The organism is Kitasatospora sp. NPDC096147, from assembly GCF_044763225.1.
Taxonomy (GTDB): Bacteria; Actinomycetota; Actinomycetes; order Streptomycetales; family Streptomycetaceae; genus Kitasatospora.
Map to the genome: position 1 here is coordinate 596789 of NZ_JBIWFX010000001.1, position 14063 is coordinate 610851.

The 14063-nt window shown below is 75.7% G+C and carries 13 protein-coding genes; 11 read left to right on the plus strand and 2 right to left on the minus strand.

The features are described 5' to 3' along the window. Positions 1-282: 282 nt before the first annotated feature. Positions 283-2412 carry a molybdopterin cofactor-binding domain-containing protein gene (locus ACIRBX_RS02385; protein WP_402293252.1) on the plus strand — a complete coding sequence of 710 codons (2130 nt, stop codon included), beginning with the start codon at positions 283-285 and terminating at the stop codon, positions 2410-2412. Between the two features lie 34 nt (positions 2413-2446). After that, positions 2447-2905 (plus strand): (2Fe-2S)-binding protein, encoded by a 459-nt coding sequence (locus tag ACIRBX_RS02390; RefSeq protein ID WP_402293254.1) that lies wholly within the window; start codon positions 2447-2449, stop codon positions 2903-2905. 73 nt (positions 2906-2978) lie between these two features. Here ACIRBX_RS02390 and ACIRBX_RS02395 read toward each other — a convergent pair whose 3' ends face one another. Together ACIRBX_RS02395 and ACIRBX_RS02400 are read right to left on the minus strand one after the other, a co-directional pair. Then, positions 2979-3425, minus strand: a complete 447-nt coding sequence (locus ACIRBX_RS02395) for a DUF2690 domain-containing protein (protein ID WP_402293256.1) — start codon at positions 3423-3425, stop codon at positions 2979-2981. A gap of 160 nt (positions 3426-3585) precedes the next feature. Beyond that, positions 3586-4794: a PQQ-binding-like beta-propeller repeat protein gene (locus tag ACIRBX_RS02400; RefSeq protein ID WP_402293258.1), complete on the minus strand. Its 1209-nt coding sequence runs from the start codon at positions 4792-4794 to the stop codon at positions 3586-3588. A gap of 141 nt (positions 4795-4935) precedes the next feature. Here ACIRBX_RS02400 and ACIRBX_RS02405 point away from each other — a divergent pair, with 141 nt between their 5' ends. From ACIRBX_RS02405 to ACIRBX_RS02445, 9 genes are all read left to right on the plus strand, one after another. Continuing rightward, positions 4936-5472: an RBBP9/YdeN family alpha/beta hydrolase gene (locus ACIRBX_RS02405; protein WP_402293259.1), complete on the plus strand. Its 537-nt coding sequence runs from the start codon at positions 4936-4938 to the stop codon at positions 5470-5472. Between the two features lie 340 nt (positions 5473-5812). Next, positions 5813-7564, plus strand: coding sequence for a sigma-70 family RNA polymerase sigma factor (locus ACIRBX_RS02410; RefSeq protein ID WP_402293260.1), 1752 nt, complete (start codon positions 5813-5815; stop codon positions 7562-7564). A gap of 132 nt (positions 7565-7696) precedes the next feature. After that, the gene (locus tag ACIRBX_RS02415) at positions 7697-8185 is read left to right on the plus strand and encodes a glutathione peroxidase (protein WP_402293262.1); all 489 of its coding nucleotides are present in this window, start codon (positions 7697-7699) and stop codon (positions 8183-8185) included. 124 nt (positions 8186-8309) lie between these two features. Further along, a complete protein-coding gene (locus ACIRBX_RS02420; protein ID WP_402293263.1) occupies positions 8310-9854 on the plus strand; it encodes a HEAT repeat domain-containing protein in 1545 nt (514 codons plus the stop codon). Between the two features lie 112 nt (positions 9855-9966). After that, positions 9967-10461 carry a DUF1877 family protein gene (locus tag ACIRBX_RS02425; protein ID WP_402293264.1) on the plus strand — a complete coding sequence of 165 codons (495 nt, stop codon included), beginning with the start codon at positions 9967-9969 and terminating at the stop codon, positions 10459-10461. Between the two features lie 217 nt (positions 10462-10678). Next, entirely contained in the window at positions 10679-10870 is a 192-nt protein-coding gene (locus ACIRBX_RS02430) for a hypothetical protein (protein ID WP_402293265.1), read from the plus strand. A 479-nt stretch (positions 10871-11349) separates the two neighbouring features. After that, a complete protein-coding gene (locus tag ACIRBX_RS02435; RefSeq protein ID WP_402293266.1) occupies positions 11350-11919 on the plus strand; it encodes a hypothetical protein in 570 nt (189 codons plus the stop codon). 96 nt (positions 11920-12015) lie between these two features. Next, positions 12016-12702 carry a signal protein gene (locus tag ACIRBX_RS02440; protein WP_402293268.1) on the plus strand — a complete coding sequence of 229 codons (687 nt, stop codon included), beginning with the start codon at positions 12016-12018 and terminating at the stop codon, positions 12700-12702. A gap of 37 nt (positions 12703-12739) precedes the next feature. Further along, positions 12740-14002: an amidohydrolase gene (locus ACIRBX_RS02445; RefSeq protein ID WP_402293269.1), complete on the plus strand. Its 1263-nt coding sequence runs from the start codon at positions 12740-12742 to the stop codon at positions 14000-14002. The last annotated feature ends 61 nt before the right edge of the window (positions 14003-14063 follow it).

Here is a 14063-nt window from a genome sequence, read left to right on the forward strand (position 1 = left end):
TCCCGTGCACGCAACGTACCGACGGTACCGTGTGTCGCGCATGATCGGTGCCGATCCGCCGTACCTCCGGCCTGATCCAGTGTCATATTCCTCCCCGTCATCTTCCCCACCGGGCGCCTCGGCATGCGCATGTTGACCGACTCGACCCGTCATCCCTATGCTGCGGCCCTTCCGAGAACACGTTCCACTCCGGGAAAGGCCCCTCCCATCACCAGCGCAGCACAGGAGCGGGACACCGACGCTCCCCGGCCGACCGGCCGCCGCCGTTTCCTCACCTACCTGGTGGCCGCCCCCGCCCTCGCGGTCGGTGCCCAACTGGCCCTGGACGCCGGGCCGGCCGAGGCCCTGGTGGGGGTGCCCGGCATCCCGGGACTGCCCGAGCTGGCCGACCTCGGGGACGTGCTGATCCTGGCCGGGCTGCCGACCGCGCACCTGCTGGTACTGGAGGTGACCGAGGCGGGCCGGGCGGTGCTCCACCTTCCGCGCCTGGAGGTCGGCCAGGGTCTGACCACCGCGATGGCGATGCTGGTCGCCGAGGAGCTGGACGCCCGGCTGGCCGACGTCGAGGTGCCGCTCTCGCCGGCCCGCCCGGAGCTGCTGTTCGCCCAACTCACCGGCGCCTCCAACTCGGTGCGCTCGCTGTACGGGCCGGTCCGGGCCGCCGCCGCAGCCGCCCGGGCCAGGCTGGTGACCGCCGCCGCGCTCCGCTGGCAACTGCCGGCCGACAGCCTGCGCACCGCCGGGGGCCGGGTCACCGCGCCCGACGGACGCTCCGCCGGGTACGGCGAACTCGCCCTGGCCGCCGCTCAGGTGACCGTCCCGGCGGTCTCCACCGCCCCCAAGCCGGAGGCGGCGCAGCGCCTGGTCGGCACCCCGACCGGCCGGATCGACGCCCGGGACATCGTCACCGGCAAGGCCCGGTACGCGGGCGACCTGGACGTGCCGGGCGCGGTGCCGACCGTGGTGCACCGCCCGCCGACCATCGGCGGCACCGTCCGCTCGGTGGACGACGGCGCCGCCCGGGCGATGCCGGGGGTGCTGGACGTGGTCCGCATCCCGAGCGGCGTGGCCGTGCTGGCCGAGACCTTCGACCAGGCGCTCAAGGCCAAGGCCGCGCTCCGGGTGGACTGGCGTCCGGGCCCGCTGGCCGGCGTCTCCGACGCCCAGGTGAAGGCCGGCCTGCGCGCGGTCAACGCCCCTTTCCTGGTACCGCCGTTGCTCACCCTCTCACTGGACGCCGAGTTCGACTTCGCGTTCGTCAGCCACTCGCCGATGGAGGTGCTGACCGCCGTCGCGGACGTCCGCGCCGACCGGGCCGAGATCTGGTTCGCCGCGCAGTCCCCGATCGCCGCCCAGGAGCAGATCGCGCTCGAACTCGGCCTGCCCGTGTCGGCGGTGACGGTGCACGTGGTCCGGGCGGGCGGCTCCTTCGGCCGCCGGCTGTTCCACGACGCGGCGCTGGAGGCGGCCCGGGTCTCCCGGGCGGCCGGACGGCCCGTCAAGTTGATGTGGACCCGCAACGACGACCTGCGGCACGGCCGGTTCCGTCCCGCCAGCCACCACCGCATCCGGGCCACCCACGCACTCGGCCAGGTGCTCACCTACGAGCACCGGGTGGCCACCGTGCGGACCGACTTCGGCCACGGCCTGGGCGAGTTGCTGACCGCTGCCGGGGCCAGCCTGCCGATCGGCGACGCGCTGTTCTCCCAGACCTTCTTCGACCTCACCCAGGAGATCCCGTACGACCTCGGGGTGACCACCCAGCTGCTCTCCGAGCTGCCGCTGGAGATCCCCACCAGCAGCTGGCGGTCCGTCTACTCGGGTCTGGTCCGGGTGGCCGACGAGGTGATGCTGGACGAGCTGGCCCGCACCCTGGGCCGCGACCCGGTGGCCTTCCGGCGGGCCCGGCTGACCAGTGCCACCGGCCGAGCGGTGCTCGACAAGGCGGCGCAGGCCGGGAGTTGGGGCCGCCCGATGCCGCCCGGCCACGCCCAGGGCTTCGCCTACCACGCCGAGTACCGCTCGGCGGTGGCCTGCCTGGTCGAGCTGGACGCCACCGACCCGGCCAACCCCCGGGTCACCAAGGCCGTGACGGCCGCGGACGTCGGCCGGGTGATCAACCCGCGCGGCCTGGAGGCCCAGCTGCTCGGCGCCGTCACCGACGGCATCTCGGTGACCCTGCGGGCCGGGGTGCACCTGGACGACGGGGCGATCCGCGAGGGCAGCTTCGCCGACTTCAAGTACGCCCGCCAGCGGCACAGTCCGCTCTCCTTCGAGGCGCACTTCCTGCCACCGAGCGGTCCGCCCGGCGGGGCCGGCGAGCTCGGCTTCCCGGCCGCGGCCGCCGCCGTGGCCAACGCCTACGCCCGCGCGACGGGCACCAGCCCCCGGCGCTTCCCGATCGCGTTCTGACGTCGCCCTTCCGTTCTCCTCCAAGGACCTCCACGTGCCCAGCTACCAGTTCGTCCTCAACGGCTCTCCGGTGACGGTCGACGCCCCCGCCGACATGCCGCTGCTCTGGGTGCTCCGCGACAAGCTCGGGGTGACCGGCCCCAAGTACGGCTGCGGGGTGGGCGTCTGCCGCGCCTGCACCAGCCACCTGGACGGTGCCGAGGTGCAGCCCTGCGTGGTGCCGGTGGCGGACTGCGCCGGACGCACCGTCACCACCATCGAGGGCCTGGCCGACGGCGACCACCTGCACCCCGTCCAGGAGGCGTGGCTGGAGTGCGACGTCGCCCAGTGCGGCTTCTGCCAGCCGGGCCAGATCATGACCGCCGCCGCGCTGCTGCGCACCAACCGCAACCCCACCGACGCCGACATCGACCGGATCGAGAACGTCTGCCGCTGCGGCACCTACGCCCGGATCCGCGAGGCGGTCAAGAAGGCCGCCGCCAGGATGCCCTGACACCCCGGCGGCGGCTGCACCCTCCGGTTCGGTGCGGGCCGGTTCGGTGCGGGCCGAGGCGGTACGGTTCGAGTCAGTGCAGGCCGGTACAGGTCAGCGCGTCGCTGTCCTGCGGGCCGACGCAGGCCCGGGCGGTGGCGTTCCCGTTCACCATCGGGGTCCAGACGTACTTCTTGGCCCCGTCGGTCTTCCGGACGTGCTTGACCGTGTAGTCCCGGTTCGCCACCATCACCGCGCCACCGCTCGGTGCGTCCACGCTCCGGGCCCACTTCGCCTTGCAGGCCGCGCTGGAGTACAACTGCACCTTGACGTTGCCCGGCTGTCCCCAGGTCCTGCTCTCCAGCAGCTTCCCGTCCCGGGCGCAGCCGGTGGCCTCCGGGTCCTTGCCGTTGCACCCCGCCCCGGTGCAGGCCGCCGCCACGGCCGGCTGGGCGGGAGCGACCGCGAACCCGGTGGCGGTCAGCGCCAGCGAGGCGGTGAGCACGGCGAGCAGTCGGGCGGGGGCGGTGGGCTTGGACACGGGGTGACTCCGTTCGTGAGGGGAAACTCCGTGTCCGGACTACCAGTTGGGCGGGCCGCCCGGCCTGCCGCCACGCGGCGGTTCAGCAGTTCGGGTGACCGCGCACCAGTCTTTCACCGGGGCGGGCGCCACCGGCAGGACGTCTCGCCCCGGCGCGCTCTCAGGCCGGGGCCAGGCCGTGCAGGACCCTGTCGTGGCCGACGAAGACCCGGCGGCCGTCGGTGGCCACCCGCCAGTACTGGACGCCCGGTTCGGCGTCCCGGAGGGTCCAGCGGATCGCGCCGGTGCGCTCGTCCAGCGCGCAGACGCCCCCGGCCAGCGGGCCGGGCACGAAGAGGGATCCGGCCACCGCCACCGGACGGCAGCGCCAGTCCAGGCGGAACGGCAGCCGGGCGGCCCAGAGTTCCTCCCCGGTCGCCTCGTCGTGCCGGGTCACCAGCCCGGTGTCCCAGAGCAGGTAGGGGCCCGACGCGTGCGGCCGGAGCGGGCGGGCGCCCTCGCGGCCCTCCACCGTCCAGCTCACGCTGCCGTCCAGCAGCGACAACGCCCGTATGCCGGTGGCCCGGTTGGCCACGTAGACCTGCATGGACCCGACCTCCCGCCAGCTGAGGCCCTGGTCGGCCGGCGCCGTCCAGAGCAGGTCACCGTTGAGCGGGTGGACGGCGACCACCTCGTCCCGGGTGCTGCGGGCCAGCAGCACACCGCCGTGCTCGGCGGTCTGCAGGTCCGTCAGGAAGCCGCCGCCCGGGTCCACCGCCGGGCGGGTCCAGAGCAGCTCCTGCTTGCTCGCGGACATCGCGAACAGGACCGGCTCGGTCCCGAGGGCGGACCGTCCGTAGAGCGCGTCCCCGTCCACCGCGTGCAACTGCCAGCTCTCGCCGAGCACCGGAGGGAGGAAGACCTGCATCGGGACGCCGTAGCCGAGCACCGAGAACTCGCCCGCCCTGGGCCGGTAGAGCAGGTCACCGGCCGCCACCAGCGTGTCGTCCGGGCCACCGGGCAGGCTGATCCGCTTCGCCACCGCGCCGGTCTCGGGGGTGAGCAGGGTCAGCTCGGACCCGCTCGCGACCAGGGGGAGGACCGTCCGCCCCGTCACCCGCTCCGGTGCCTGGGGCTCCTCGGCCCGGAAGGTCCAGCTCGGCTCGGGCCCGGAGAGCACGGCGGGCTTCGGCGGCACGGGCTCCGGGCCGCGGCTCCACCACCAGCCCGCCGCCCCGGCGCCGGCCAGCCCGGCCGCGCCGAGCAGCAGCTGCCGCCGCGACGGTCCGCTGCGGGCCGGGCCGGTCGCCAACTCCTCGGCCCCGGTGTCGAGTCCGGGCCCCTCCGGCTCGTCGAAGACGATCGAACCGACCTGCTCTCCTCCGGCCACCGAGGCCCCCTCCCCGCTCCCCAGCCCGCTCCTTCGCAGGAGGATAACCCCCTCCCGATAGGGTCAGGGCAGAAAGGGGACGGCCGATGACGCTCGTCTCGCGTCCAGTGCCGTTTCCGTTCCGCAGAGAGGCCCGCCGCCATGAGCACCGCACCCACCTACCTGGTCCTGCCCGGCTACCAGAACTCCGACCACGACCACTGGCAGAGCATCTGGGAGCGCACCGACCCGGCCCGCTTCCGGCGGGTCCGGCAGGACGACTGGGACCGGCCGCAGCTGGGCAGTTGGGTCGCCGCCCTGGACCGCGCGGTGGCCGGGGCCGAGGGTCCGGTGGTCCTGGTCGCGCACAGCCTCGGCTGCACCACCGTGGCGCACTGGGCCGCCAACCCGGACGGCAAGGTGCTCGGCGCCCTGCTCGTCGCCCCGGCCGACATCGACACCGCCGAGGTCCCGGAGCTGGTCAACTTCCGCCCGGTGCCGCTGCGCCCGCTCCCCTTCCCCAGCGTGCTGGTCGCCAGCGGCGACGACCCCTGGTGCACCCTGGAGCGGGCCGGGGACTACGCGCGGGCCTGGGGCTCCCGCCTGGTCGAGGCCGGCGACCACGGACACCTCAACGCCTCCTCCGGCCTGGGCGACTGGCCGGTCGGCCGCGCCCTGCTGGACGGGCTCACCGCCTGAGCGTCCCGCGCGCCTGGTGATCCGCGTCACACCCGACCACCCCGGCCCCCTGTGAGGACCGCCACACGGCGGCCCGCAGGGGGCCGGTCCGGCCCCCTGCCCAGCACTCCCACCAGGTCCTCAACTTCCCTTCACACTAAGGCCGTTCTCCGTCGAGGCGCTGACCTGCGCAATCCCCCGGCCCGCCGCCGGAGGCCACCCCGGCATCCACTACGCTCCCCGACAGCACAGGGGTCCCACAGGTCCCCCGGGCAGTTTCCGTTATCGGCGGACGGCACCCCGCTCTCCCATCACGACAGGGCAGTACGGACGGGGCCGACGGAGAAGGTGGACCAGGCGGATGGACAGGCAGCACGCCGAACAGACCGGGCAGACGGTGCTTCAGGCACAGGCCGGTGACCAGCGGGCCACGGACGAGCTCATCGGCACCCACCTGCCGCTGGTCTACAACATCGTCGGCCGCGCCCTCGGCGGCCACCCCGACACCGACGACGTGGTGCAGGAGACCATGCTCCGCGCCGTCGACCAACTGCCCGCCCTCCGGGAGCCCGGCAGCTTCCGGTCCTGGCTGGTGGCCATCGCGATGAACCAGATCCGCCGCCGCCACCAGGTGCTCCAGCAGAGCCAGCTGCCGATCGACCCGGCCTGGGACTCGGCCGACCCGGGTGCCGACTTCGTCGACCTCACCATCGTCCGGCTGGGCCTCTCCGGCCAGCGCCGCGAGGTGGCCGAGGCGACCCGCTGGCTGGACGAGGGCGACCGCGAACTGCTCTCGCTCTGGTGGCTGGAGGCGGCCGGCGAGCTCAGCCGGGCCGACCTGGCCGGCGCGATGGAGCTCCCGGCCGCCCACGCGGCGGTCCGGGTGCAGCGGATGAAGGGTCAGCTGGAGACCGCCCGCGTGGTGGTCCGGGCACTGGCCGCCCAGCCGGCCTGCCCGCCGCTGGCCGAGCTGACCGGCTCCTGGGACGGCGTGCCGTCCGCGCTCTGGCGCAAGCGAATAGCCCGGCACGCCCGGGAGTGCGGCTACTGCTCGCGGCAGTGGGCCGACCTGTTCCCGGCCGAGGGCCTACTGGCCGGCCTCGCCCTGCTGCCGCTGCCGCACCCGGTCGACCCCGCCACCCTGCTCGCCGCGCACGCCTCCTCGGCGGCCGGCTCCGGCTCCGCCCCCACCGCCGGCGGGCTGCCCGCTGACGGTACGTCGGCCACCACCTCGATGCCCGCGGTCCGGCCCGGCCGGGCCGAGCTGCGCCGCGCCGCCGCCGGGCGGGGCAAGCACGGTGGCCAGGCCGCCCCGACCGGGCGGCACGGCCGCCGCGCCAAGCCCGGGGCCCGCCGCCGGGTGCTGATCACGGTGATCGGCACCGCCGTGGTGACCGTCGCCGCCGTCGGCGTGGTCGGCGCCGACCAGGAGCCGACCACCCAGAGCGCCGCCCCCCGGGTCGACGCGACCGCCGCCGAGTTCACCGCCCCGCCGGCCGAGCCGACCGCTTCCACCCCGGCGCCCTCCCCCGCCGTCAGCTCGGCGGCCCCCACCTCCGCGAGCCCGACCCCCTCGGCCTCCACCGCCTCGCCGAAGCCGAGCCCGAGCCCGTCCTCGGCGCCCCCGAGCCCCAGCCCGACGCCCACCCCGAGCGCCGCCCCCACCCCCAGCGCGACCCCCTCGCCGAGCCCGAGCCGGACCGCCACCACCACCGCCCCGACCCGCGCCACCACCGCCGAGCAGCAGGTGCTCGACCTGGTGAACTCCGAGCGCGCCAAGAACAACTGCGGTCCACTGAAGGCCAACGCCAAGCTCCAGGCCGCCGCCCAGGGCCACTCCGACGACATGGCCGCCCGGAACTTCTTCGACCACACCAACCCCGACGGCAAGGGTCCGCAGCCCCGGATCGAGGCCACCGGCTACCAGTGGAGCACCTGGGGCGAGAACATCGCCAAGGGCCAGAAGGACGCCGCTGCGGTGATGAACTCCTGGATGAACAGCCCCGGCCACCGGGCCAACATCCTCAACTGCGCCTTCACCGAGCTCGGGGTCGGCATCCACACCGGCTCCGGCGGCCCCTGGTGGACCCAGAACTTCGGCACCCCGGGATAGGCGACGGGCCACCACCGCCCGAACGGCACCCCGGCCGTCGCACCCGAGCCGCACCGGAATACCGTGTGCCGACGACCGGTTCTCCCCGCCGGGCCCGTTCCCCGCCGCCCCCGACCCGAAGGATCGATCCCCGTGAGCCTGTACGACATCCCGCTGCACACCCTCGACGGCACGCCGACCTCCCTCGCCGACCACGCGGGCAAGGCCCTGCTGCTGGTGAACGTCGCCTCCAAGTGCGGTCTCACCCCGCAGTACGCCGGCCTGGAGCGGCTGCAGAAGCGCTACGCCGACCGGGGCTTCACCGTGCTCGGCTTCCCGTGCAACCAGTTCCTCGGCCAGGAGCCCGGCACCGCCGAGGAGATCCAGACCTTCTGCTCCACCACCTACGGCGTCAGCTTCCCGCTGCTGGAGAAGATCGACGTCAACGGCGAGCACCAGCACCCGCTCTACGCCGAGCTCACCAAGACCCCGGACGCCGAGGGCATCGCCGGCGAGATCCAGTGGAACTTCGAGAAGTTCGTCGTCTCCCCGGCCGGTGCCGTCACCGCCCGCCTGCGCCCGCGCACCGACCCGGAGTCCGCCGAGGTCACCACCGCGATCGAGGCCCAGCTCCCCGCCTGACCCCGCGTCACCCCCGCCCCGGCCTCCCGGCCCACCCACCGGGAGGCCGTCGGCGTGCCCGGCCCGCGTCCGATCAGCGGTAAAGCGCTGGTCAGCGCCGCCGCCCGTCCCCCAGGATGTCGGCATGACCGCTCCCGCGCCGCTCGCCCGCATCCGCCGCGTCCTGGCCTCCGCCCGCACTCCGGACTCCGGCGCGGAGCTGCTCGCGGCCCTGGGCGAGCTGGCCACCGCGGCCCGGACCGCCACCTCCAGCGCCGCCCTGCGGCTGCTCGGCGAGCACCCCCGGGCCCTGCTCGAACTGGACCGGGCCGTCCGGGCGGACGGGACCCGGCAGGTCGCGGACCCGGGCCCGGAGCAGCTCCCCACCGACCCGGCCGCCCTCGCCCTCGCGCTCTGCGACCGGAACGGCCGGCTGCGCGAGCGGGCCGTGCACGAGGCCGCGGGCCGGCTGACCGGCCGATCCCCCGCCTTCGAACTGGCCGCCCTGCTGGTGATCCGTACCGGCGACTGGGCCGCCCCGGTCCGCCGCGCCGCCCGGGCCGCCCTCGCCCTGGCGCTGGACGAGCACCCGGCCGAGCTGCTCCCGGTGGTGGTCCGCACGGTGGTCCTGACGGACCGTCGGGACCGGGGCGCCTTCGCCCACCGGCAGACCGCCGCCACCCTGGCCCACCTGCCGGTCACCCCGCAGCTCGACCGGGTGGTGCCCGCGCTCCTCACCGCTCCCGACCTCCGGGTCCGCCGCTTCGCCCTGCAGGCCCGGCTCTCCGGTCCGCAGCGCCTCCCGCTGAGCACCCTGACCGACCTCGCCGAACGGGACCACGACGGCCGGCTGCGCTCGATCGCGGCCGAGGCCGCCGTCCGTGAGGCGCTCTGGACCAACCGGCCGGACCTGCTGCGGCGGCTGACCACCAGCCGGCACGCCGAGGTCAGGGCACTCGCGCTCACCGCCCTGGTCCGCAGCGGCCGACCGGACGAGGCGGCCGAGCGGCTCACCGACCCCTCGGGCCAGGTCCGCGCGCTCGCCCGGGACGCGGTCCGCCGGGCCGGCGGCGACGCCCTCGCCCACTACCGGGAGGCCGTCCGCGCTGACGAGCCGTCACCCGGCGCGATCGCCGGGCTCACCGAGACCGGCCACCGTGCGGACACCGCGCTGCTGCTCCCGCTGCTCTCGCATCCGCGGCCCCGGGTCCGGGCCGCCGCCGTGCGCGGTCTGCGCGGCCTCGGCCCCGTCCCGGCCGAGACGCTGCTGCCACTGCTGCGCGACCCGTCCCCGAAGGTCGTCCGGGAGACCGCCGGCACCCTGCGCTCCCGGGCCGCCCACCTGCCGTCCGACCTGGCGGCCGACCTGCTGGCCGAGCACGACCGCCCCGCCGTCCGCCGGGCCGGCTACCTGCTTCTGCACGAGCCCGACCCGGTCGCCCACCTCGCCCGCGTCCTGCGGCTCACCACCGACCCGGACCCCCGGCTCGCGAGCTGGGCAGCCACCAGCGCCGCGCACCGGGCCCGGGCCCTCTTCACCAGCGGTCGCCACACGCTCCGCCCGGCGAACCCGGAGGAGCGTGCCGCCCTCGTCCCCCTCGCCGAGTCCGCCGCCTCCGCCCTCCCGCCCGCCACCCGGCAGCTCCTCCGGGCGGCACTGGACCCGACCGCCGGTGAACCGGTCGGCTGAGCGGCCCGCCTGACCCCCGGTCAGCCCCCGCCCGGGCAGGGCCGCGCGTGTGTCGCCGCCGTCTGCTTGGATCGCCCTCGTCGAACGCTGCTGCCGCTCCTGGGGGACCCCGATGACCGCTCGTGCCGTGCTGTTCGCGCTGGACGACCGCGATGCCGCGCGGCTGCTGACCTGCCGGGAGGACCACCGGCGGCTCATGGAGCTGGTCGCGGAGGTCGAGGAGCGCTGGGACCCCGACCACCTGGTCGAGCTGGACAAGTCCTGGGACGCCCTGCACCGCTGCTTCACCGACGGCGATCTCGTCTTCGGCAACGGCGAGTTCCCCCTCTCCCACGCCATCCTCGGCGACGGTCCGCTGACCGAGGACGACGCGTACCTGGTCTGCTTCGTGACCGCCGAGCAGGTGTGCGCGGTCGCCGCCGCCCTGGAGCCGCTGGACGCCCGGTGGATCGCCGAGCGCTTCGCCGCCCTCGACTTCCCCGGCTACCAGGGCTCCGGGGACGCCGATGACATCGCCTACACCCAGGCGTACCTCGCCGACCTCCAGGACTTCTACCGCTCGGCGGCCCGGCACGGCCGTGCGGTGGTCTTCACCGTCGACCAGTGACCGGAGACGGATCACGCCCCCGCCCCGTGTGCGGGGTGGGGGCGTGATCCGGCGCAGCGTCAGTTCCAGGGGTTGGCCTGCTGGTCGTTGATGGCCACCCAGAAGCGGGTGTTGTTCGGGATGTCGCCGTACGCCCAGTAGGTCCAGCCGCCGGTCTGGGCGAGGTCCGGGCCGTAGTGGCCGTCGTGGAACTCGGCCTGCCGCCCCGGTGCCGTAGGTGGACTGGCAGATGGTGTCGGCCACCGCCCGGCTGTTCAGCCGGGAGCCCTTGACCGGGGCACTCAGCGCGACGCTGCCCAGCGCCCAGCCGTTGTGGAAGGCGATGGTCAGGTCGGCCGGGGCCGGGCTGCCGTCCACCCTGAGGCAGAGCACCGGCAGCGAGACGGACGGCGCGGTGTCGCCGTTGTAGGCGTTGCTGGCGCTGCCACCGGGCCCGCCGACCTGGACGCTGCCGTCCGGCCCGTGGTTGAGCACCTCCCAGGTCATCCCGAGGTGGGTGGCAGGCTGCCCGACGGCGGCGTCCGCCGGGGCGGCGGCCAGCGGGACCAGGCAGGCGGCGGCGAGGCTCGCCGCTGCGGCGGCCAGGCGCTTGGTGCGGGTCATGACGACTCCTCCGAAAAGCGTGGACAGGGAGGCCGGCTCCGCAGTGGTCGGCCGGCCGGGGCCGACCCTCCCAGGCCCCGGCCTCGAACGAGCACCGCCCCGACCTCGCCCCGGCATCCCGCCCGCACCCCGCCGCCGGCCGCGCACGGGCGGGCCGGCTGACCGGCCCGGCTCCGTCCCCCGTGACCGCACCGCCCGGCCCGCTCCGTCGTTGAGCACGGCGTCCGCCGTTCGGCGGTACGACTGACGGGCCGTCAGGGGCGGCGCAGCGGTGAGGGAGCAGTGGTGAACGAGCAGTGGCAGGCCCCGTGGCAGTACGAGTGGGAGCTCCAGCCCCCGGCCGCCGTACCGCCACCACCGCCCTGGGAACCGCCGGTCACCGTCGCACCGGCACCGCACCGCCGCCGGAGGCGCCGCGCCGCCTGGGCGGCCGGCGCGGTCGGCGTGGTCGGCCTGCTGGCCCTGCTGCCGAGCGCCTGCGACCCGGACACCACACCGACGGCCGCCGTCCTGGACACCCCGTCCCCCAGTCCGGAGACCTCGCCCGTACCGGTGCCCATGCCGCCGCCACCGCCGCCCCGGCCGAGCGCCTCCCCGTCCCCGCTCCCCTCACCGTCCACCACGTCGAGTGCCACCCCGGCCCGCCGCACGCCCTCCCCCAAGGCCCGCCCGAGCCGCACCCCCGGACCGTCCGGCACGGCGAAGCAGCCCACCGCCGCCACCGCGTCCCCCTCCCCCTCGGTCGGCCCGCCGCTGCTGGCCTCGCTGGGCATCTGCGCGCAGGCCGAGCAGCTCGGCCAGTGGGCCCCGGGCTCCGAGGAGGCCCGCGTCTGCCGGTCGCTGTACGGCGGCTGACGGAGGGCCGACTGACGGGCCGTTGCCTGACGGGCCGTCGCCTGGCGGGTGGTGCGCGGACGGAAAAGCGCTGGACGGCCCGGATAGCCTCGCCCCATGCGCTCGGAAAGATCAAGACTGCTGCTGGCCCTGACCGCTCTGACCCTGGTCGGCGCGTGTTCTTCCGGGGGGCCGCAGGCCGCCCCCGCCCCTGCCTCCATACCGACCACGGCCTCCGCCCCGACCGCCACCGCCACCGCCACCGCCAACAGCACCCCCTCGGCCACCGCCACCACCGCGCCCGGCAGGCTGGTGCCGGAGGCCCTCCAGAGCCGTTGGTGGAACTGGGCCGGCGGCACGGCGGCGATCGTCAGTCCGGTGACCGACCAGGACGGCAAGCGGTGCGGTCACCGGCAGACTCCGGACGTGTGGTTCCTGGCCGGCACCACCGGCGGGCACGCCGAGCGGAGCTGTACGGTGCCCGCCGGCGTCCCGATCGCGCTGCCGCTGGTGAACCTGATGGGCACCGACGAGCAGTGCCGGACCTTCATGGCCACTGCCCAGGGCGAAGCCGTCCTCGACGGCCGGGCCCTGCAGCCCGAGCGGGTCGAGGCCACCACCGCCACCCTGTTCCTGGGCGCGAACAACCCCTTCACGGGCAAGCGCTCGACCGGCTCGGCCACCCTCTGCGGTCTCTGGGTCCAGCTCGACCCGCCGAGCCCCGGCGCCCACCGGCTCACCATCAGCGGCAGCTCCGCGGACTTCTCGACCAGCGTCGCGTACGCCCTCACCGTCGGTACCTGAGCCCCGGCCGCCCCTCGCCCCCGCCGCCTCCGCGAGAATGACGGTCGAGTACGACCCGTCGGTCCGTCAGACCCGTGCGCAGGAGGCCCCCATGACCCCGTCCACCGCTACCGTCTACCGCGACGTCCGGCCCTTCGGCGCGGGGGCTCCCGTCGATCTGGTGGCCGTGGACGGAGTGCTCGCCGAGCGGGTGCCGGACGGGGCGGTGGTCGAGACCGTGGAGGGCGGCGGGCGGATCGCGCTGCCCGGGCTGGTGGACGCGCACATCCACCCGGACAAGACGGCTTGGGGCCAGCCCTGGTACACCCGGCGCCCGGCGGCCGGGCTCGCCGAGTACGTCCGGGGGGACGTGGAGCTGCACGACTGGCAGCGCACCCCGCTCGCCGACCGGGCGTACGGCCTGCTGGCACACGCGGTGAGCCGGGGCACCCGGGCAGTGCGGGCGCACGTGGACGTGGCGCCGGCCTACGGGCTGGAGGCGGTGACCGGGCTTGCCGAGGCCCGGGAGCGGCTGCGGTCCGCGCTGGACGTGCAGATCGTGGCCTTCCCCCAGCACGGGGTGCGCCGCGCGCCGGGGGCGGGGGCGCTGCTCGCCGAGGCGGCGGCGAGCGGACTGGTGGACGCGGTGGGCGGGCTCGACCCGGACGGCTTCGACGGGGTCGGGGTGGACGGCGAGGGGCCGGCCCAGTTGGACCAGGTCTTCGCCCTGGCGGAGCGTCACGGGCTGCCGGTGGACGTGCACCTGCACGACCGGGGCGAGCGCGGTCTGGCACCGCTGCGGGACATCGCGGCCCGGACGAAGGCGGCGGGCCTCCAGGGGCGGGTGGTGGTGAGCCACGCGTTCTGCGTGCCGGAGCTCTCGGGCCGGGCGCTGGAGGAGCTGGCGGAGCTGCTGGCCGGGGCCGGGATCGGGCTGACCACGGTGGCGCCGTCCGCCCACCAGGTGCTGCCGTTCCGTCAGCTGCTGGCTGCGGGCGTACGGGTGGGGCTCGGCTCGGACGGGGTGCGGGACTCCTGGAGCCCGTTCGGCAACGCCGACATGCTGCACCGGGCCCACCTGCTCGGCTGGACCACCGACGCCCGGACCGACCGGGACCTCGCCGAGTGCTTCGACCTGGCGGCCACCGGCGGCGCCGAGCTGATCGGGCTCCCGGCCGCCACCCTCGCCCCGGGTTCCCCGGCGGACTTCTTCCTGGTCGCGGGCGAGTGCCTGCCCCAGGTGGTGGTGGACCTGCCCGCCCGTGACCTGGTGGTCAAGGGCGGGCAGGTGGTCGCCCGGGACGGGAAGTTCACGGGCTGACCGCACCGGGACGGGACGGGCTGTCAGGGCAGCGGGAGCGCGACCACCTGCCGGTCGCGGC